Source organism: Erwinia aphidicola, from assembly GCF_014773485.1.
GTDB lineage: Bacteria > Pseudomonadota > Gammaproteobacteria > Enterobacterales > Enterobacteriaceae > Erwinia > Erwinia aphidicola.
Genome location: NZ_JACXBP010000004.1, coordinates 281,469 through 301,698 on the forward strand (window position 1 = coordinate 281,469; position 20,230 = coordinate 301,698).

Below are 20,230 nucleotides of genomic sequence, written 5' to 3' on the forward strand. Positions count from 1 at the left end.
CACCCGGATCGCAGGGGCCGATCGTATGGTGATCGGCCCTTGTCATAATCGCGTTATACCTGAATTGCCGGCTCCATCAGGCGCCTTGCCTGATACTGCTTCACCAGCCGTTTGATAATCAACGTCCCAATTAATCCGCACACTGCCGCAAACGTCAGCCAGACGCCCGGCATCGCTTTATCTCCCGTCACATGGATCAGATAGCTGCACACCGCCGGAGTAAAGCCGCCGAAGAGCGCTGTCGCCAGGCTATAGGCCAGCGAGAAACCGGTGGCACGCACCTCCGCCGGCATCACCTCCGCCAGATACACCACCATGGCGCCGTTATAGCTGCCGTACAGGAATGAGAGCCACAGCTCGGCTTCCAGCAGATGGGCAAAGCTCGGTGAACCGACCAGCCAGTGCAGCACTGGCCAGGCGGTGATAATCATCAGGATAGTGAAGATCAGCAGCAGCGGACGGCGGCCATAGCGGTCAGAAAGCGCCCCCATCACTGGCAGCCAGAACAGGTTGGAAATACCAATGCACAGGGTGACAAAGAAGCTCTCTTTATCGCTCATCATCAGCACCGTTTTGCCAAAGGTCGGGGTGAACGCGGTGATCATATAGAACATCACCGTGGTGGTGACCACCATCAGCATGCCCGCCAGCACCAGCGCCCAGTTGCGGCCAACCGAACGGACAATCTGCCCCATGCTCGGGTGATGTTTACGCTGGCTGAAGGCTTCGGTCTCTTCCAGCATGCGACGGATCCAAAACAGGAACGGCACGATCAGGCAGCCAATCACAAATGGAATACGCCAGCCCCAGTCGGTAACGGCTTCTTTTGCCAGCAGATGATTGAGCAGCAGGCCGAGCAGCGCGGCGAAGATCACCGCAATCTGCTGGCTACCGGACTGCCAGCTGACGTAGAAGCCTTTCTTGCCCTTTGGCGCGATCTCAGAGAGATAAACGGAAACCCCGCCAAGCTCGACCCCGGCCGAGAAGCCCTGCAGCAGTCGGCCCAGCAGGATCAGCACCGGCGCCGCCATGCCCAGCGTGGCATAGCCGGGCACCACCGCAATGGTCAGCGTACCGATCGCCATCAGTCCCAGCGTCAGCAGCAGCCCTTTACGGCGGCCGTGGCGGTCAATATAAGAGCCGAGGATAATCGCCCCCAGCGGCCGCATCAGGAAGCCGGCGCCAAAGGTCATCAGCGTCAGCATCAGTGAGGCAAACGGGTCATCTCCGGGGAAAAAGGTTTTTGCGATGGCGGTAGCATAGTAGCCAAACACCATAAAGTCGTACATTTCGAGGAAGTTACCGCTGGTAACGTTGAAGATAGTTCTGGCACCGCCCTGCCGCGATGTCCCTGTCATTGAGTTGCTCATGTTACTTCCTGTGGGTTTTTTCCTCGTTTTTAGCCTGCCGGGGCGGGTTTTAATGTGACGGCGATCACCTTTAATGGCTTACAAAATGTTCACATTAGTAACCAATAATTAACAGTGGTAGTTTTGGCTAAAATTTGCACATTACTTGCGTCGATATTATTCGCCTGAGAGGGGCTGTTCATATTTGGTTATATTTTATTGCATTTAAATTTTGCCATTTTTTCCTCTGAAATCAGTTCTATACTCGATATTAATGTTTCCCTCGTCGACAGCCGATGAACGTGGACTACGCTTAACCCCGAACGAAACGAAATGAATATATCGCCAAGCGGAGGAACCATGGCAGACCAATACGAAATGCAGAATCCTCTCACGCAATATCCAGCGGAAGACTTCCCCAAGCAGCGCCAGCCTGCGCCCGGCGTGCAGGCTGAGATGCGGCCGGTGCCGGACTGCGGCGAAAAAAGCTATCGCGGCAGCGGCCGTTTGCAGGGGCGTAAAGCGCTGGTGACCGGTGCCGACTCCGGCATTGGCCGCGCGGCAGCCATTGCCTATGCTCGCGAAGGCGCGGACGTGGCGCTCTCCTACCTGCCTGACGAGCAGCGCGATGCCGAAGAAGTGGCAAAACTGATTGAGCAGGCCGGGCAAAAAGCGGTGCTGCTGCCGGGTGATATCAGCAATGAAGCGTTCAGCAAGAAGCTGGTGGAAGATGCGCGTGAGCATTTAGGCGGCCTGGACATTCTGGCGCTGGTGGCTGGTAAGCAGGTGGCGGTAGAAAACATTGCTGACCTGACCACCGAGCAGTTCCGTAAAACCTATGAGACCAACGTGTTTTCGCTCTACTGGATCACCCAGGCAGCGATCCCGCATCTGCCGGCGGGTAGCAGCATTATCACCACCTCGTCGATTCAGGCCTATCAGCCCAGCGCACACCTGCTCGACTATGCGTCGACCAAAGCGGCTATCCTGGCTTACACCCGCGGCCTGGCGAAGCAGATTGCTGAGAAAGGCATCCGCGTGAACTGCGTGGCACCGGGTCCAATCTGGACGGCGCTGCAGATTGCGGGCGGTCAGACGCAGGATAAGATCCCGGAATTCGGCCAGCAGACGCCGATGAAACGTGCCGGACAGCCTGCAGAACTGGCGCCGGTGTACGTTTATCTGGCGTCGCAGGAGTCAAGCTACGTGACCGCTGAAGTACATGGCGTCACCGGTGGTAATCACCTGGGTTAGAACGACAAGTCCACCGTAATGGTATCGCTGTAGCTCCCCGCTACCGGCGTTGCCTGGCTGGTCAGCACCTGAGCATTATAGTTAAAGGTGCGGGTCAGCCCGTCGGTGCTGACGCTGTTAGCCGCCGTGCTCTGCATGCGTTCTGCAGTCACGGTTCCCCCCCAGCGGTTGGCAGTGCCCGACCCTTTATAAATCTCATAGGCCAGCAGGTTCGTCCCGCTGGCCATGTAGCGCTGCGCTCCCACCGCATGGATCCCGTTGTTCATCCCCACGCTGTAGGTACTGCCCTTGGTGCAGATCACGTTGATCGACTGGCTGACGCCGGTAAAGCTGCTGACCAGCGGGGCGCTGCCGAAGTTCACCGCAGGTGAAGTAATGGTGGTGCAGTCGTTGGCAATGGCGATGGTCGCGGTCAGCGGCAGGGTCGTGGTGCCGCTGTTTTGCGAACCGAGCAGGCACAGGCCGCCAATGCCTACCCCGGTGCAGACGTTGTACACCACCTGCACGTTGAGCGTCACGGTGTAGGTGCCGGCCGCCACCACGGCGCCGGGCACGGTGCGCAGGAAGAACGGCAGGCTGAACACCACCTGGTTGCCGGTGCCGATACTCAGCCCCAGCAGCTGGCTGCGGCTGTAGGTGACGAGGGTGCCACCAATGCCCAATTCCGTGGCGCAGGCGGAGTCGGTACACAGCTGCACCGGGATGGTATCGCTCAGGCGCAGCGTGCCCCGATTGCCAGTGGAGCTGGTGGCGCTGACTAACTGCACGGTGACGCTGTCCGATGACAGCAGCGCCAGCACCCCGGTGCCGCAGTTGAGGGTGCCGGGCGCAGAAACCGTGCTGGCCGTCGTATTGACGGTAAACGAGCTGACACCGCCAAAGGCCGCGCTGACCGGCGCGGTGGTACAGGCCGCCAGGGCCGGAAGCGAACCGCCCATCAGCAGGATAAAACTACACAGCAGCAACAGTTTTTTCATCGGGTATTTCCTGTTGGTAACGGGGAGAGCACACAGGTGAGCGGGCCGTAAGTGGTGAGGGATTTAGGCCGCCCGCCCGGCACCGTCAGTTCGGTATCGCAGTGGCGTCCGTCCGGGGTTTCAGCGCGGAGGGGGTTATGTTCAGACAGATTCTCCATCCAGGTGATGCCGTCCCAGCCAACGTACCCGCTCTGCTGACCCTCGCGGCTGATAACGGTTGAGACCGGCAGCGGCTCGCCGTTGCTGTCATGCAGGATCACGCTGGCGGCGCGCAGCGGCTCAATCGGGAAGTGCAGCAGATAACCGCTCTGGCGCTTCACCGAGAAGCGCTGCTCGACGCTGCTGGCCGCCATGTCGGCAGGCAGGTCAAGCGTGTCGATATCGTATTTCGCCGGGTAGTATGAGCTGATGGCCGGAACCAGCAGGTAGCCGTCGCTATCCGTTTTTCCCATCAGCTGGTTTTCATAGCGCACGTTGACGTTCGGGTAGTCGGTTTTCACCAGCACGAAGGCGTCCGTCACCTGATTTGCGGCAAATACGCTGTTATCCATCAGCACCAGCGAACCGGAGAGATCGGCAAATTCCGTGCTGTAATTATCATCGCCATAGAAGCCCGCCGAGGTTTCAAACTGCTGATTACGCCAGCGCAGATTGCCCTGACGATAGCTGCCGCCGCTGCTCTGATTCGCCCAGGAGGCATCGTAAGCGATCCCGCCATCGGTCGGCATCGCGCGCGAAACGGAGAGCCGTTCAGCGGTGCCGCCCTGCCGATCGCGCTCCATGCTGATGCTGGCATTGCTCAGATCGCTGAACGGGATCATCAGCGAAACGGCACCGGACCAGTTCCCCTCCTGCTGGTCGCGACTGGCGGAAAGGTACAGGCTGGTATTGCCCCACAGGTTTTTGCTCCAGGAGAGGTTGAGCAGGCGGGTGCGATCGCCGCTGCCGCTGGTGATATCAATCAGCGCCGCGCCGAGGCTGCCGTAGCGATCGAGCGCCACGCTGGCATTGTATTGCGCGCTGCTGCGGCTCAGCGTATAGGTCTCTGCCGTTGCCACCCCGCTTTCACGGTCGCCATACAGCGCAAGGTTACCAAAGCCGGTGGTACGGCGGGTTTGCTGCATTCCCACGCTGAAGCGGCTGGTGTTGTACTGGTAGCCCCAGCTGTACTGACGGCCGCTGTCGCCCTGCATCTGGCTCTGGGTGACGGCACCGTTCACCACCCCCCAGGCTCCCATTTTGAGCTGCACGCCCGTCCCGCCAAGCGCCAGCGACTGCGCCGCCTCGGCATGGGTCTCCAGCGTCAGCCATTCGGCGATCCCGTAGCGATAAGAGCCGCTGCCGGCGGCAGAGCCGTAGTCGAAGTTCTTCAGCCCGTAGTTCTGGCGCAGCGCCCCGGCGGAAAAGGAAAAGTCAGACAGGCCGCTTTTCAGTAGATCGCTGGCCACGTAAAACGGCAGGGTGGTGCTGACCCGCCGCCCCTGGGCATCGGTGGTCACCACCACCGCATTACCGGCACCGTTGACAAACGGCATATTGGTCAGCGAGTAAGGGCCGGGCTGTACCGAGTTACTGCTGGTCTTATAGCCGTTGACGAACAGATCAACGGTCGAGGGTACCGCCGCCTGGCCGGAAAATGAGGGGAGGGGATAAGTGACCAGGTCAGGGCGTACCGAGAAGTCACGCGCAATCTGAATACCGCCGAGGCGCACGCTGCTGCTCCACGCCAGCGAATCGGTGATTAAATCCCCCACGCGCCAGCTCAGTGCCCGCTCTTCATCCTGATTCGCCCACCAGGTATCGTAGCGCAGATAGCCATCCTGCAGGTAGCCGCTGTCACCCGTAAGCTGCTGCTGAACCACCCCGTTGCTGGAGAACTGGCCAGCGTTCCCGAACAGGCGCAGCTCATTCCAGGCAGACATGCGGGTACCGCCGTCGGTGGTCTGGCTGGCGTAAACATCGTAGTTAAACAGCAGGCCGTTGCTGCCGCGCCCGGGATAGCGCGGGCCGTTTTGCGCGGCACCCCCAAAGGTCTGCTTTGGCAGCCATTCGGACGGCACCGTCAGCAGAATGCGTTGCCGCTGGCGATCGTACTCCGCCTGCACCTGATCCATAGCGGAAACATCGATAATCGAGGCGGTGATGCGCGCAGTCGGAATACCCGCCCGCTGCAGGTCGGCGGCGCGCAGCAGATAGTGGCCGTTTTGAAACTGCACCGGCACCACCTGGTCTCTCTCCTCGCCATTGACCACCAGCCCCAGCATATAATTTTGCTGCTGCTGGCTGGCAGCGGCGCTCGGCGGGGGCGGCAGCGAGCGATAGGTTTCCGCGCTGCCGGTCAGCGGTGACAGGCAGCTTAGCAGGCCAGTAACGGCCAGTGTGCAGTGCCGGCCCGGCACCCGACGGCATCTGCTCATCGACTATGGTGCTGAGCGGGTACTACGCCAACTCTGTTTATGCTCCAGCTCGGCACTCAGCTCAGCCCCGCCGGAAACCGGCACGCTGAGCGGGAATGTGTTGCTGGCATCGGCCAGCACATAGCCGAACAGGCTGCTGGAGAGGCTGCGACCGCCGAGCGAGACGTTGCTGAGGCGGGCATGCCCGCTGCCACGATTGGTGATCTCCAGCGCCTGCTTGCCGCCCTGATTCACCAGGCGCCAGCTCAGCTGCGGGCGCGCGCTCTCCGGCGCCAGCCCGTCGCCATAGACAAAGAGCGGCACCGAATAGCGCATCTGGAAATTTAGCCCGGCCTGATTATCACCCGCCTGCTGCGGGGTCGGGATCTCATCCAGCAGCACGCGGTAGGCGGCCTCTTTGCCACCCGCTGGCGGCGTCTGCTTAATCAGGCGCACCATCTGGCGCTTGCCTGGCTCAATCCTCACCAGCGGCGGGCTGGCCAGCACCTGCTGCTGAGTCTGGTACTGCTCCTGGCCATTGATCTGCTGCCAGCTGAACACCCTGACCTGCATCAGCGTGGTGCTCTCGCCCCGGTTCTCCAGCCACAGTTCGCTGGCTTTCTCCTGCGGCGCGATCTTCGGGTCGATCGGCCAAATCAGCACGGAATTCCCGGCGCTGGCAGTAGGGGACACAACACCCAGTAACAGTGCCAGCAGCGGCCCTGTAAGCGCGAATTTGGTCATCACTTCTCCTTTTTTCCCTGCTGTTACCAGCTCAACGTGACCGTCAGCGTATCGCTGTAGGTCCCGGCGCGGTTGACGCCGCTCAGCTGAAGCTGCCCGTAGATTGGCAGCGTAATGTTGTTAGCATTGCTGTAAGTCAGTGCCACGTTCTGATTCACCGGGATCGCCGTGGTATGGCTGGCGTTGGTGTAGAGGTTGTACGCCACCAGGTTGCTATTGTTAGCCACCTTCAGATTGCGGGTGGTGGTGTAATTACTGCCGCCGTCGATGCTCATGCTGAGCGTGGTTCCCGGCGTGCAGGCCAGGGCAATGGTTGAGCTCTGCACGTAGGCAGCATTCGCCGTGGCGCTCCCCACGCCGGGCTGCGTACCGAAATCGAGCGTGCCAAACACGCCGGTATTGGTGCCGGAGACCACGCAGCCGTTAACGATCGAAGCGGTAACCTGGAAGGTTTGCGTGGGCAATGACACTGCGCAACCGCTGTAAACCAGCAGCACGAGAATGAGCGGACGAGCGTCGCCCGCCAGTCCTTGAACCAGCTTCCACACCATCTCTTCCCTTGCTGCCGCAATCAGTAATTCACTGCGACGTTAATCGTGTCCGTGTAGGTACCTGCCGGAATAGCGGCGTTATAGCCACCGCCAGCAATCCGACCATAAATCGGATAGTTGTCCCCGTTGACCGGGTCGGCAGTGCCGGTATTTGTCAGGTTGGTGTTGTTAGCAATCGGCGTGGTGTAAGAGGTGGTGCCATACAGCGTGTAAGCGACACCCTGGGTGGCATTGGTGGCGCTGACCAGATAGCGCGGCTGCGCCGTGACCGTCCCGTAAACGGTGGCGGGGGCGGCGTTGCTGCTGGTGAGCTGGACGTTGTAGGTTTGCCCGGTGGTGCAGCGAACGAAGATGCCGTTACCCAGTGAACCGACCAGGGTGGCATTCAGCGTATCAAACGTCGCCGCGCTGCTACCAAAGTCGAGGGTACCAAAGTTGACGGCGGAGGTGGCGGATTGACCGTTCACCAGGCAGCCGGTGGTTAATACCAGTCTGGCCGCGATAGTCCCTGTCGTGGTGGCGGCGAATCCCGAACTGACGACGCCAAAGCTCAGGCCGCAGCCCAGCAGAAAAAGCTTCATTTTCATAACCATTCCTTACTGATTAGAGAGATGAACGTGCTTTTTCGCCTGGTGGGATATTGACGTTAGCAGGGCTAAGCGCAACGGGATAAATAATAAAAACCCTTTAGTGGGTAAAATATAACGCAAGGAACAATCTGTTATTTGAATGAATAAGTTAACACAAGTTTCTCTTACTATAGATCAGGCTGAGAGAGCCTGTGAAGCGAAACGGAAAATATTATTTATGTGTCTGACGCTTTAGAGTGAGGCGCTGGCAGCCCGCGCGGGTACTGGGCTGGTAAAATTTTCAAGAATAATCCTAAGAGAGTCTAGGTGAATGACTGGCCTCAATGCTATGTTCTCAGCAGCAGAGCGGAGTTTTACTAAACGATATAAATTATAGGGATATATCAGATTACCCTTTAACCGCACTTCTTCAGTTTTTCTCTTTCCAGGGCAGTACTAAAGACCCGGGTGTTTATGCCGATAAATTAAGCATCAGCCTGGCCATTAATTTAATGGCCCCGGGTAACTTACACACAAAGTCAAAAATGGCTACAGCAGTCGGGATTGTCATATGCTCATGAGTTCGTACGATCAATTACTGGTTATCGTCTCTTTTATTGTTGCGTTTCTCGCCTCCTATACCGCGCTGGATATGGCGGGACGCGTGGCAACTTCAACGGGCAAGGTGGCGCTGGTCTGGCTGTTCGGTGGCGGCTTCGCCATGGGCGTAGGGATCTGGTCAATGCACTTTATCGGCATGCTGGCGATGAGCCTGCCGATGGTGATGAGCTATAGCGCCAGCCTGACGGTGTTGTCGATGGTGATCGCCGTGGCCGCATCGATTTTTGCGCTGTGGATCGTCTGCTACGGTGAGCTGCCGTGGTACCGGCTGTGCGGCGGGGCGATTGTGATGGGCAGCGGCGTGGTAGCGATGCACTATACCGGCATGGCGGCGCTGATGGTAAACCCAGGGATTGTCTGGGACTGGCGCTGGATCTGGCTGTCGGTAGCGATCGCACTGGGTGCCTCCGGCGCCGCGCTGTGGCTGGCATTCCATCTGCGCCGTGGCACCGGCAGACTGGCGCTGATGCGCAGCGGCGCGGCATTAATTATGGGGATTGCTATCGCCGGGATGCACTACACCGGCATGGCGGCGGCCAGCTTCCCGGCCAGCAGTCATGCCACCCATCTTGGCGTGAACAGCAGCTGGCTGGCGATCCTGGTGGTGGTGGTGACGCTGGCTATTCTCGGCATTACGCTGCTGGTGTCGATGCTGGATGCGCGCCTGCAGGCCCGCACCTCGGTGCTGGCGTCTTCGCTGGCGGAAGCCAACCGCGAACTGGCGCAGCTGGCGCTGCACGACAACCTGACCCGCCTGCCAAACCGCATTCTGTTGGAGGATCGCCTCGACCAGGCGATCAATAAAGCTTCACGCGAGAACTCCAAATTCGCCCTGATGTTTATGGATCTCGACGGCTTTAAAGCGGTCAATGACGCCTTTGGCCACCATATTGGCGACAGCCTGCTCATCGCCGTGACCGAACGGATGAAAGAGATCGTGCAGGGGCATCACACCCTGGCGCGCCTCGGCGGTGATGAATTTGTGCTGCTGATTGAAATTGAAGATCCCAACGATGCCGCTACCGTGGCGGATGCGTTGGTGAAAGCCGTGGAGCGGCCGTTTGATATTTCCCGCTATGAGCTGGTGGTATCGCTCAGTATTGGTATCGCAGTATTTCCGGGCGACGGCATAGATGAGCGTGAGCTGATGTTTAACGCCGATGCCGCGATGTATCACACCAAAAACAACGGACGCAACGGTCACAGCTTTTTCCAGCCATCGATGAACACCATCGCACAGAACCAGCTCCAGCTGATCAATGACCTGTGGCTGGCAAAGGATAACAACGAACTGCGTCTGTTTTATCAACCGAAGTTCTGTGCGCCACGCGGGCCGATTATTGGCTTTGAAGCGCTGCTGCGCTGGCAGCATCCACGTCGTGGCCTGCTGGCGCCAGACGTCTTCCTGCCGCTGGCAGAGAAAACCGGGCTGATTGTTACCATGGGCAACTGGGTCATTGATGAGGCCTGTCGCCAGCTGCGCGAGTGGCATCTACAGGGTAATACCGACTGGTCGGTGGCCGTCAACCTCTCCGCCCTGCAGTTCGAGCAGGCAGGGCTGGTGGAAACGGTGGTCAATGCGCTGGAAACGCACCGTATCCCGCCGGAATTGCTGACGCTGGAAGTCACGGAAACCACCGCCATGCGCGACCCGGATGAGAGCGTGCGCATTCTGACCGAGCTGACCGAGCTGGGGGTGAAAGCCTCCATTGACGACTTTGGCACCGGCTACTCCAGCCTGCTGTACCTTAAACGCCTGCCGGCCAGCGAGTTGAAAATTGACCGTGCCTTTGTCAATGAGCTGCAGGCGCAGACGGAAGATGCCACCATCGTCACCGCCATTGTTGCCCTGGCACAGACCCTGAATCTGAAAGTGGTTGCCGAAGGGGTGGAAACCGCCGAGCAGCAGCAGTTCCTGACCGGGTTGGGCTGTAACACTCTGCAAGGATACCTGCTGGGTCGCCCTGTTCCACCGGATCAAGTGCCGGATCTCAAACATTTTGTCGAGAGCGAAGGGGGCGAAGCACCGGTGGCCAACGCCCCAAAGCTGACCGTAGTGGCACCGCTCTCTGACGCCGTTTAGCGATTATGGGGTATAATAGTTTCCCATTCGCTTAAAATGGCCTGTAACAGTCGTGGCAAAATATGAACAGCTGGTTGAGCAAATCAGCCAGCAAATCGAGACGGAAATCTGGCTGCCCGGGGAAAAATTGCCCTCGCTGCGTGAGCAGGTGAACCTCAGCGGCATGAGCCTGATGACCGTGATGCATGCTTACCAGGTGCTGGAAAGTCAGGGGCGCATCCAGTCGCGCCCGCAGTCGGGCTATTATGTTGCCCCACGCGCTGAATTCCTGCGCCAGCCGATGAGCCACCAGAAAGTGCAGCTGGCCGAATCGGTGGATATCAACGCCTTTATTTTCGATGTGTTACAAGCCTGCCGCGACCCGGATATCATCCCCTTCGGTTCCGCGTTTCCCGACCCTGAGCTGTTTCCCCAGCGCCAGCTGATGCGTGCATTGACCACCGTCTCCCACAGCATGAAAGCGGTAGATGCCCTGCATAACCTGCCGCCCGGTAATGAAGCGCTGCGCAAAATGCTGGCGCAGCGCTATGCCCTGCAGGGGATACAGGTTTCGCCGGATGAGATCGTCATCACTAATGGCGCGATGGAAGCACTCAATCTCAGCCTGCAGGCAGTGACCGAACCGGGCGACTGGGTGGCGATTGAAAACCCGTCATTTTACGGTGCGCTGCAGGCGATAGAACGCCTGAAGCTGAAAAGCGTGGCGATTGCCACCGATCCGCAAAACGGGATCGACCTGGACGAGCTGAGCCGCGCGCTTCAGCGCTGGCCGATCAAAGCGCTGTGGATGATGACCAGCCAGCAGAACCCGGTGGGCTGCACGCTGACCCGCGAGAAGAAACAGCAGCTGGTTGAACTGCTGGCGCAGCACAACGTGGTGCTGATTGAGGATGATGTCTACAGCGAACTCTATAGCGGGCGTGAAAAGCCGCTGCCGGCCAAGGCCTTTGATCGACAAAATAACGTGCTGCACTGCTCGTCGTTTTCGAAGAATCTGGTGGCTGGATTTCGCGTTGGCTGGGTGGCGGCTGGCCAGCATGCGCAGCGTATTCAGCGCTTACAGCTGATGAGCACGCTCTCCACCAGTGCGCCCATGCAGCAGGCGCTCGCCACCTATCTTGGCACCCACAGCTATGACCGCCATCTGCGCGGGCTGCGCCAGATACTGGAACAGCGCAAAAACCTGGCGCGCCAGGCGCTGAAACGCTATCTGCCAGCGGGGGCGCAGATTAATGATTCGCGCGGCGGCTACTTCCTGTGGATAGAGCTGCCAAAGCAGGTCAACACCACCGAACTCTATTATCGCGCGCTGCAGCAGAAGATCAGCATCGCGCCGGGGAAGATGTTCTCCTCCAGCGAGCAGTACGCCAACTATTTCCGTTTCAACACGGCCTGGTGGAATGCGTCGCAGGAAGCAGCAGTCCAAATCCTCGGCGAACTGATCGCCGATCTGCTGTAGGGGTCAGGCATGCCTGACCGGAAGGCATCAGCGGTCACGGCATGCCACGCCCCGAAGTGATTTTCGTGATTTAAACCGCTGCCGCGCTTTGATGGCCCCAGGTCAGGTGGAATACGTCGTAAAAGTCGACTTCACCCTTCAGGGATAGCAGCTTATTAATCCCCTGTTTCACCTTATCCGGCACGTTTTCGCTGTGCAGGATATCGCTCACCGCCTGGTCAGACAGAGTACGCACGTAATACCATTCACCGTTGTAGCAGACGCGCAGGTCAAGCGCGTCGATATCTTCAAAGCGGTACTTCGGATTCACATCCATCAGCATCAGGCCGCTCATCAGCAGGATAAAAATGGTCGCGCCCCAGAAGGCGGGCCAGCCGAGAAAATCGGTGGTAAAAATCAGCGCCACGGTCAGCACATAGCAGCCATACATTGAGGCCCACAGGCCGGGATGCTTTTTCAAAAACTGAAAGCTGAAGCGCGGCTTGTTATCACGCTGCTCTGCACGGTTCAAACTGTCGATCTCGCGCAGCAGTATCTGTTTTACTTCTTCCATCATGTACCTCAGGGTAAAAGTCCTGGCAGAGTGCAATTAAAACATCTCTTAACCCATAGCAGCAGACACAGTTTACTGCTATTAAGCTATAACAGTTGGCTGGTTATAATGTAGCCTGCTGGCTGATTTGCGTGTAGAATCCTGGCCCCGCAGCATCAGGTCTACGGATGATGGAACAATGGGTTATAACATGATGTTTAAAAAGATCTTTATCCTTACCTTTTTCACACTCGCCATGGTTTGGGCTGTACCCGCGAGTGCCTACGACTGCACGCGTATAAAAGGAACTGCCGACCAGACGGTATGCAGCAGCCCGCAACTGTTGTGGCTCGACAGTGTTTATAACGAGGATTTTTACACTCAGGTGAAGCAGGACCCGCAGCATGCGCAGCAACTGATTGCCCCCATGCACCATGCACCTGATGCCTGCAGCAGCGAGGGCTGCCTGCGCGGAGCCTACCTGTATATGCTGGGGGTTCTGCACGGCACCGACCAGGATTTTGACTGGCAGGGGACCTGGTGGAACGCATCGGCCGCTCATGGCAATAGTGGAAAATTGCTGATCGGTAAACTCTCCGGCTGGGAGTTTCGCATGGATGCCAGCGTTCAGGCGGGCGTCTATGAGAGCGCGTTACGCGGCGATGTGCGCCTCTATTCCGGGGTAGGATTCACCGATAGCATTGCCTGGGGCGGCGATTGTACCGTTGTGCTTATCCCCCTACACGATGGCAAAATCAAGGTGCGCAGCGACAGCAAGAACAGCTGCAAGCTGCTGATGCCGGGAGGAATGACCATCGATGGCGATTATGTGAAAAGTGACCACGATCCGCGCCCGTCCGCCACGTTACTGAGCCTTGGCATCCTGCCCGACCAGCAGACCGATGAGAAATTTCGTCAGCTGGTCGGTAAGGATTACCAGAAGTACGTTGATACCGCCACCGCCTTTAATCACGAAAAGGACCTCGACGATCTGGGTGCCAGAGTGGTGACGATGTGGATGAAAGGTCGGGCTGACCGTCAGGCGGCGATGATCATGACCACCCCGCAGGGAAAAATCTGGGCGCTACGCGTCGATCCTGAAGCGGGCAACAAGGTTAGCCAGCACTATGTCACCACCGAGCAGGACAAAAAAACGCTGCCTAATACACTGGCAAACTGGCAGGCGCGCTTTAACCTGCCGTAACGTTTAAAATCTGTCCTGATGGGAAGACAATCAGGCGGCGGTCGCTGAAGCGCAGATCGTTAAACTGCACCCGGTTTTGCCCACCGGGGCCGAGAATACTCTTGATGATCCGCGCTTCGCCCGTATCAGCATAGTAGAGGGGCTGATAAATGAAGGTCATACCCTCAGGACCGCTGGCCAGCTGCTGCAAATTCACCTTAATCATAAACTGGCTGTCATCCGGGCTGGTGAGCATCAGAGTGGTTTTACCCTCATGCAGCGCGAAGTGCGGATCGTACAGCTCACGCTGGCGCGACAGCAGGTCGTAATAACCCAGCTGCACATCTTCCCGGTTTAGCGCTGGCACAAATTCAGCGCTGCTGCTGCCCTGCAGGGGCTTCATCAGCAGCGCGCCCAGCAGTAGCGCTGCGCTGACCAGCAGTAAACTAATTGACGCAGTTCGCCATTTCATTAAATTTTCTCTCAGTTTCCCGGTAGATCAGCGCGCTCAGCACATTGCTGTTGGTACGCCAGTTCAGTACTTTCATCGCCAGCTGTTTTTGCCCGCAGGCGTTTTTAAGCGTCAGCGTGTAATTTAGCGACGTGCCGTCAAAGGCATACACCACGTCCATGGTCACATCCTGATTTTTCAGATGTTGATTCAGCATAAACAGGGTGGGACCAAGCTGCTTGTTCAGCTCAATGCCGGCGGAAGGCTCCCCTCTGGTCACCAGCTCCTGCAAACGGATGTTGCTGTAAACCGTCGCGTCATTCCTCTTTAACTGCTGTGCCGGTGGCGTAACGTACGGCCAGACAATCCATGCCAGAATCACCAGCAGCACGAGCGCCTGCATCGGTACCAGCCAGCGCCAGAAGGATGCCCGATCGCGCGCGACCACAGCTGGCTGGTTGTCCAGCAGCTGGCCGTCGGTGGCGGGGGCTTCAGGGGCGATGCTTTGCGTGGGTAGCCGGTTGAAAAAGGGGTTCTCTTCAACGTCATCCAGTTCAGGTACCGGGACGAACTGACAATATTCCTTTTCGAGGATGTAGCCCTTTTTAGGAATGGTTTTAATAATCTTTTGCTGTTTACCGTCATCTTCCAGCGCCACGCGCAGGGCATGAATCGCATTAGGTAAACTGTTATTGCCAATCACGCGCCTTTCCCACACCAGCTGATTCAGCTCATCGCGTGACAGTATTTCTCCGGCGTGCTCTGCCAGCACCTGCAGCAGCCTGATCTGAAATTCACCCAGACGTCGTTGCTCACCCGTATTTTTGTGGGTAAGCGTCCCGACCGAGAAGTCGACATACCAGTGATGGATAATACAATAAGGAGTCATAGTGATCTTGTATCAGAGTTGTCCATGTGACCGCCGGATAAAGCGTCCTGGATATTATCATGGCCAGGATCTTTATTATGCGAGGGCAAAATCCCTATTAACTGATAATTCGATATTTCTGGAAATATCAGTAAATGAGCGTTTGTAAAAACTAATTGCCAGTGATGATGATTGTTAATAGTGATAGTGTCACTGAGCAATATTTAATTTTATCACAGGCAGTGGTAAAAAAGTGAAAGTTATTGTGCGGGTATGACAACAGCATGAATTTGACTTATGTTCAATTAAATTAATGTGTTATGTGATCTCTCGCGTGCAGGAAACATTGCAAGCTGGCTAAACGGTGCCACACTTAATTTAACAATCATTCAACACCGTTTTTGAAGCCACAGGAGCCTGTTATGCTGTCTGACTCTCGCAGTGTGATGTTGCTGATGTCGTTTGCTGCCGGAACTTTTGCTGCGGGCGCATCCACCAACCCGCGACATCTGATGCTGTCACAACCTTCCCAGGGCGTCCCCAATAATCCTTTGCCGCTGATCATTTATCCGCAGGTCATTCCTGATGAAACCGACGAGGATATGAGCGCGTGGTTTAAAGCCGAGTTTGCCGCGCACGGCTGGCCGGTTAGCTGGCAAGCGCCGGTTTTCCCCTATACCCATTACCACCCGAACACCCATGAACTGCTGGGGATTACCTGCGGCTGGGCCGAGATCCTGTTTGGCGGCGAGAGCGGAAGAATGGTCACGGTGTACGCCGGGGATGCGGTGCTGATCCCGGCCGGGGTAGGGCACCAGCAGATCGCAGCCAGCGATGATTTCCTCGCGGTGGGGGCGTATCCCCCTGGCGTTGTACCGCGGACGCTGCGTGACGAGCAGGCCTTAATGGAACAGTCTATGCTTGAAATAAAACGCGTGGCGATGCCGCAAGCCGACCCGATCACCGGTGGGGTAGGCGCACTGACCGAAGTCTGGCATCCGCTGGCCGCACAATAGTTTCACCTCTTCTTTAGCGCTGCGGGCTGCACTTTATTGGTGCAGTCTGCCGCCGCGTTTCGCTTTCCCCGTTGCCAGGAAAAGCTTTCGCCTGTTGTCGGTCCGCATGCCATGCGGCTCAGGACGCCACGCCTGACTCTGGCACACTTTGTGCAGATCTCATGACAGGTTCACAGACAGCGGTAGGGAAATCATGAATCAAAGCTATGAAATAGCGTCACACTTTTATGATGAAATGTTGCTGAGCGATGGACACTATCGTCGGCACTACCGGGAATACTGGCAATGGCTACAGCAGGCCGACCAGCAGGCGATTGCGCGCAAGCGCGAAGAGGCGGAACTGCTGTTTCACCGCCTTGGGATCACCTTTAACGTTTATGGTGAAGACGGCGGAGCCGAACGGCTGATCCCCTTCGACAGCGTTCCGCGCATTATTCCGGCCAGCGAATGGGCGATGCTGGATAAAGGCATCCGCCAGCGCGTGCAGGCCCTGAACGCTTTTCTGCATGATATCTATCACCAGCAGCATATCCTCAAAGCGGGCCTGATTCCCGCCGAGCAGGTGCTGGTCAACGATCAGTATCAGCCCTGCATGCAGGGCATCAACCTGCACCGCGACCTGTATGCCCACATTATCGGCGTCGATATGGTGCGCAACAACGACGGCGAATATTACGTGCTGGAAGATAACCTGCGCACCCCGTCCGGCGTCTCCTACATGCTGGAGAACCGCAAGATGATGATGCGCCTCTACCCGGAGCTGTTCGCCGACCAGCGTATTGCCCCGGTTGAGCGCTACCCGTCGCTGCTGCTGCAAACCCTGCGGGAAAGCTCCCCGGTTAACGACCCGGTGGTGGTGGTTTTAACCCCCGGGCGCTTTAACAGCGCTTACTTTGAACACAGCTTCCTTGCCCAGCAGATGGGGGTGGAACTGGTCGAGAGCGCCGATCTGTTTGTTAAAGATGGCGCAGTACTGATGCGTACCACCGCCGGGCCGTGCAAAATCGATGTGATTTATCGCCGCGTCGACGATGCCTTCCTCGACCCGCTGGCGTTCCGCCCGGACTCGATGCTTGGCGTGCCGGGCCTGCTGTCGGTGTACCGTTCCGGCAACGTGGTGCTGGCAAATGCTATCGGCACCGGGGTGGCGGACGACAAGTCGATCTATCCTTACGTGCCGGAGATGATCCGCTACTACCTTAACGAAGATCCGATCCTCAACAATGTGCCGACCTGGCAATGCCGCCGCCCGGAGGATCTGTCGTGGGTGCTGGCAAACCTTGAGCAGCTGGTGGTGAAAGAGGTCCACGGTGCCGGCGGCTACGGCATGCTGATCGGCCCCGTTGCCAGTAAACAGCAGTTGGAGGATTTCCGCGCGCTGCTGAAAGCCAAACCGCAGAACTATATTGCACAGAATACGCTGGCGCTCTCTACCTGCCCGACCTTTGTTGAACAGGGGCTGGCGCCGCGCCATATTGACCTGCGTCCGTTTGCCCTCAGCGGCGCCGATATTCGGCTGGTGCCCGGTGGGCTGACCCGCGTGGCGCTGAACGAAGGCTCGCTGGTGGTTAACTCCTCGCAGGGCGGTGGGACCAAGGACACCTGGGTTCTGGAGGATGACGCATGCTAAGCCGCACGGCCAGTGGCCTGTACTGGATGGCGCGCTATTTAGAGCGCGCGGAAAATATTGCCAGGGTGCTCGACGTCACCAACCGGCTCTCCCTGATGCCGGTGCGCGGCAGCCACAACAATGAGCTGCGCGTCCCGCTGAACCTCACCAACACCAGTGACCTGTACTGGTCAGTCAACGATCGGCTGGCGATGCCGGAGCTGTTCAACTTTTTTGCCCTCGACGAGCGCAATCCCGGCAGCATCTATAACTGCTGGCAGGCGGCGTGGAATAACGCGCATGCGGTGCGCGGCAGCCTCTCATCGGAAGTGTGGGAGAGCATCAACTCCAGCTGGATCGAACTGCGCAAGCTGCGGCGCAACGGCGTTAGCAACGGTGGGGCGGATGCCTTCTTCGACTGGGTGAAAGAGCGCTCACACCTGTTCCGTGGCGCCATGTTCGGCACCCTGATGCGCGGCGATGCGATGAGCTTTATTCGCCTCGGTACGCTGCTGGAGCGCGCCGACTGCACCGCCAGGCTGCTCGACGTCTACCAGCATCTGACCGATGAAGATGACGACACGGTGCGTGAGTACTACCGGCTGGATACCCTGCTGCGCTCGGTCTCGGCGCGCGAGGCTTACCACACTATCTACAAACAGCAGATGGCGGCGGATAACGTCAATGAGATGTTGATCCTGCGCGAAGAGAGCCCGCGATCGCTGCGATCCTGCGTCGAAGAGATCGCGAACCAGCTCAATCTGATCGGCAGCAGCGGTGAAGATCGTCCGCGTTACCTGCTCACGGTGCTGCATGCGCAGCTGCGCTTTAGTAGCTGGGAATCTCTGATGACGGACGGGCTGCACGCCTGGCTGCAACGTTTTCTGGCAGAGCTGGCGGCGATTGCCGACAGCATTCACCAAACCTATCTGGAGGCGAAATAACATGAAGCTGAATATTGAGCATAAAACTTGTTTCAGCTACCAGAGTCTGGTGCGCCAGAGCACGCAGTATCTGCGCCTGACGCCGCAGGACTCTGTCCATCAGCACATTATCTCGTGGGATCTCTTCCTGCCGGAGCAGGCGATCTGCACCACCGATGCCTGGGGCAATGTGATGCACGTACTGACGCTTGACCGCCCGCATCAGGAGATAGAGATCGCCGCGCGCGGCGTGGTCGATATTCTTGATGAAGAGGACAGCTCGCCAGACCCGGACTGCGTGCTGTCGCCGCTGGTGTTCCTGCGTATCACGCCGCTGACGCAGCCTGATATGGCTATCCGCGATTTCGCCCGCCGCTATTACCGTGAAGAAGCACCGCTCGCCAGCCTCGAACGCCTGATGGGCGAGCTGCTGCTGAAGATGCCGTATCAGCCCGGCAGCACGCTGGTGACCGATACCGCCGCCAAAGTTTTTGCCGCTGGAAGTGGCGTTTGTCAGGACCACAGTCACGTATTTTTAGCCTGCTGTCGCAGTCTGCACATCCCCGCTCGTTATGTTAGCGGCTATCTGTATACTGAAAATGTGGAACATGTGGCGACCCATGCATGGGTGGAAGTGTGGCTCGACGGCAGCTGGCACAGTTTCGATATTACCAATAATACCCGCAGCACCCGGCAGCATCTGAAGCTGGCTGTCGGTGTGGATTATCTTGATGCCTGTCCGGTGCGCGGCATGCGCCTGGGCGGCGGCAGTGAAGATATGCAGGCCGTGGCTGCGGTACAACTGGTGTTCTCGCAGCAGTAATTTTTGAACGGGCAAACTATGACCTACTGTGTGGCAATGCGCTTATCGTCAGGGATGATTTTCGTTTCCGACTCCCGGACCAATGCGGGCGTGGATCATATCTCCTCGTTCCGAAAGCTCCATGTTTTTCAGCAGGATGACGAGCGTACGCTGGTGCTGCAAAGCGCTGGCAACCTCGCCACCACCCAGAGCGCGCTGAGCCTGCTGCGGCGCGGCTGTGAAGATGGTAAACAGCCTAACCTGATGAGCTGCACCAATATGTACGATGTGGCACTGCTGGTCGGGGACACGCTGCGTACGGTGATCAAACGTGACGGCGAGGAGTTTGGCGGTACGCTGATGCTGGGCGGGCAGATTAAGGGTGAAGAGCCGCGGCTGTTCCAGATCTATCCGCAGGGCAACTTCATTGAAGCCAGTACCGATACGCCCTATTTCCAGATAGGCGAAAGCAAATACGGCAAGCCGATTATCGACCGGGTGCTGCGCTATGACACCGCGCTGGACCAGGCGATGCAGTGCGCGCTGATTTCGATGGATTCGACGCTGGCGAGTAATATCTCCGTCGGCCTGCCGCTGGATGTGATGGTCTATCCCACCGACAGCTTCAGCAGCATGCAGCAGTACCACATCACCGAAAAACACCCCTATTTTTCTCAGATCCGCCAGCTGTGGAGCAGCGGATTGCTCAGCGTTTTTTCGCAGCTGCCGCCGTTACGGCTCGACGAATAATCCGGGCTGGGCATGCCCAGCCCCTACAATCGGCCAAGCCGTTTTACCGTTATCTCCCACTGCCTCCCTGCTTTGCGCCATCGGTAAATTTAC

Annotated in this window: 18 protein-coding genes; 9 read left to right on the forward strand and 9 right to left on the reverse strand. The window is 57.8% G+C overall.

The features are described 5' to 3' along the window. Nucleotides 1-53: 53 nt before the first annotated feature. Nucleotides 54-1,370 carry an MFS transporter gene (gene tcuC / locus ID864_RS11450; RefSeq protein ID WP_048914606.1) on the reverse strand — a complete coding sequence of 439 codons (1,317 nt, stop codon included), beginning with the start codon at nucleotides 1,368-1,370 and terminating at the stop codon, nucleotides 54-56. A 339-nt stretch (nucleotides 1,371-1,709) separates the two neighbouring features. Here tcuC and ID864_RS11455 point away from each other — a divergent pair, with 339 nt between their 5' ends. Then, entirely contained in the window at nucleotides 1,710-2,603 is an 894-nt protein-coding gene (locus ID864_RS11455) for an SDR family oxidoreductase (protein ID WP_048914607.1), read from the forward strand. On the opposite strand, the gene ID864_RS11460 is transcribed toward ID864_RS11455, so the two are convergent. From ID864_RS11460 to ID864_RS11480, 5 genes are read right to left on the reverse strand one after another with little or no spacing between them, the layout of a single operon-like run. Continuing rightward, entirely contained in the window at nucleotides 2,600-3,580 is a 981-nt protein-coding gene (locus ID864_RS11460; RefSeq protein WP_191149852.1) for a Csu type fimbrial protein, read from the reverse strand. The two genes, ID864_RS11455 and ID864_RS11460, sit on opposite strands and share 4 nt — an antisense overlap. Beyond that, nucleotides 3,577-5,997: a fimbria/pilus outer membrane usher protein gene (locus ID864_RS11465; protein ID WP_191149853.1), complete on the reverse strand. Its 2,421-nt coding sequence runs from the start codon at nucleotides 5,995-5,997 to the stop codon at nucleotides 3,577-3,579. The genes ID864_RS11460 and ID864_RS11465 overlap by 4 nt, the downstream gene beginning before the upstream one ends. Before the next feature lie 3 nt (nucleotides 5,998-6,000). Next, the gene (locus ID864_RS11470) at nucleotides 6,001-6,720 is read right to left on the reverse strand and encodes a fimbrial biogenesis chaperone (protein WP_048914609.1); all 720 of its coding nucleotides are present in this window, start codon (nucleotides 6,718-6,720) and stop codon (nucleotides 6,001-6,003) included. A gap of 23 nt (nucleotides 6,721-6,743) precedes the next feature. After that, entirely contained in the window at nucleotides 6,744-7,271 is a 528-nt protein-coding gene (locus tag ID864_RS11475) for a Csu type fimbrial protein (RefSeq protein WP_048914610.1), read from the reverse strand. Between the two features lie 20 nt (nucleotides 7,272-7,291). After that, the gene (locus ID864_RS11480) at nucleotides 7,292-7,858 is read right to left on the reverse strand and encodes a spore coat protein U domain-containing protein (protein WP_048914611.1); all 567 of its coding nucleotides are present in this window, start codon (nucleotides 7,856-7,858) and stop codon (nucleotides 7,292-7,294) included. 553 nt (nucleotides 7,859-8,411) lie between these two features. On the opposite strand from ID864_RS11480, the gene ID864_RS11485 reads away from it, so the two are divergent. After that, nucleotides 8,412-10,544 carry a putative bifunctional diguanylate cyclase/phosphodiesterase gene (locus ID864_RS11485; protein WP_191149854.1) on the forward strand — a complete coding sequence of 711 codons (2,133 nt, stop codon included), beginning with the start codon at nucleotides 8,412-8,414 and terminating at the stop codon, nucleotides 10,542-10,544. Between the two features lie 52 nt (nucleotides 10,545-10,596). Beyond that, on the forward strand, nucleotides 10,597-12,003 hold the full coding sequence (locus ID864_RS11490) for an aminotransferase-like domain-containing protein (protein WP_191149855.1): 1,407 nt from the start codon (nucleotides 10,597-10,599) through the stop codon (nucleotides 12,001-12,003). A 70-nt stretch (nucleotides 12,004-12,073) separates the two neighbouring features. Here the strand turns inward: ID864_RS11490 and ID864_RS11495 are convergent, their stop codons facing one another. Beyond that, a complete protein-coding gene (locus ID864_RS11495; RefSeq protein WP_048914617.1) occupies nucleotides 12,074-12,556 on the reverse strand; it encodes a YlaC family protein in 483 nt (160 codons plus the stop codon). Nucleotides 12,557-12,920: 364 nt separating this feature from the next. Between ID864_RS11495 and ID864_RS11500 the strand changes: the two genes are divergently transcribed. Then, the gene (locus tag ID864_RS11500; RefSeq protein ID WP_191149856.1) at nucleotides 12,921-13,739 is read left to right on the forward strand and encodes a hypothetical protein; all 819 of its coding nucleotides are present in this window, start codon (nucleotides 12,921-12,923) and stop codon (nucleotides 13,737-13,739) included. Here the strand turns inward: ID864_RS11500 and ID864_RS11505 are convergent. Beyond that, nucleotides 13,726-14,190, reverse strand: coding sequence for a hypothetical protein (locus ID864_RS11505; protein WP_048914614.1), 465 nt, complete (start codon nucleotides 14,188-14,190; stop codon nucleotides 13,726-13,728). The genes ID864_RS11500 and ID864_RS11505 overlap by 14 nt on opposite strands. Beyond that, a complete protein-coding gene (locus tag ID864_RS11510; protein WP_191149857.1) occupies nucleotides 14,165-15,058 on the reverse strand; it encodes a winged helix-turn-helix domain-containing protein in 894 nt (297 codons plus the stop codon). The genes ID864_RS11505 and ID864_RS11510 overlap by 26 nt, the downstream gene beginning before the upstream one ends. Before the next feature lie 401 nt (nucleotides 15,059-15,459). Here ID864_RS11510 and ID864_RS11515 point away from each other — a divergent pair, with 401 nt between their 5' ends. From ID864_RS11515 to ID864_RS11535, 5 genes are all read left to right on the forward strand, one after another. Then, entirely contained in the window at nucleotides 15,460-16,053 is a 594-nt protein-coding gene (locus ID864_RS11515) for a hypothetical protein (RefSeq protein WP_048914619.1), read from the forward strand. A gap of 193 nt (nucleotides 16,054-16,246) precedes the next feature. Next, complete coding sequence (locus tag ID864_RS11520) at nucleotides 16,247-17,683, forward strand: circularly permuted type 2 ATP-grasp protein (protein ID WP_062818076.1); 1,437 nt, start codon at nucleotides 16,247-16,249, stop codon at nucleotides 17,681-17,683. After that, on the forward strand, nucleotides 17,677-18,606 hold the full coding sequence (locus tag ID864_RS11525; RefSeq protein WP_048914621.1) for an alpha-E domain-containing protein: 930 nt from the start codon (nucleotides 17,677-17,679) through the stop codon (nucleotides 18,604-18,606). The genes ID864_RS11520 and ID864_RS11525 overlap by 7 nt, the downstream gene beginning before the upstream one ends. A gap of 1 nt (nucleotide 18,607) precedes the next feature. Continuing rightward, nucleotides 18,608-19,408, forward strand: coding sequence for a transglutaminase family protein (locus ID864_RS11530; RefSeq protein ID WP_048914622.1), 801 nt, complete (start codon nucleotides 18,608-18,610; stop codon nucleotides 19,406-19,408). A gap of 18 nt (nucleotides 19,409-19,426) precedes the next feature. Continuing rightward, entirely contained in the window at nucleotides 19,427-20,137 is a 711-nt protein-coding gene (locus tag ID864_RS11535; RefSeq protein WP_099753690.1) for a proteasome-type protease, read from the forward strand. Nucleotides 20,138-20,230: the final 93 nt, after the last annotated feature.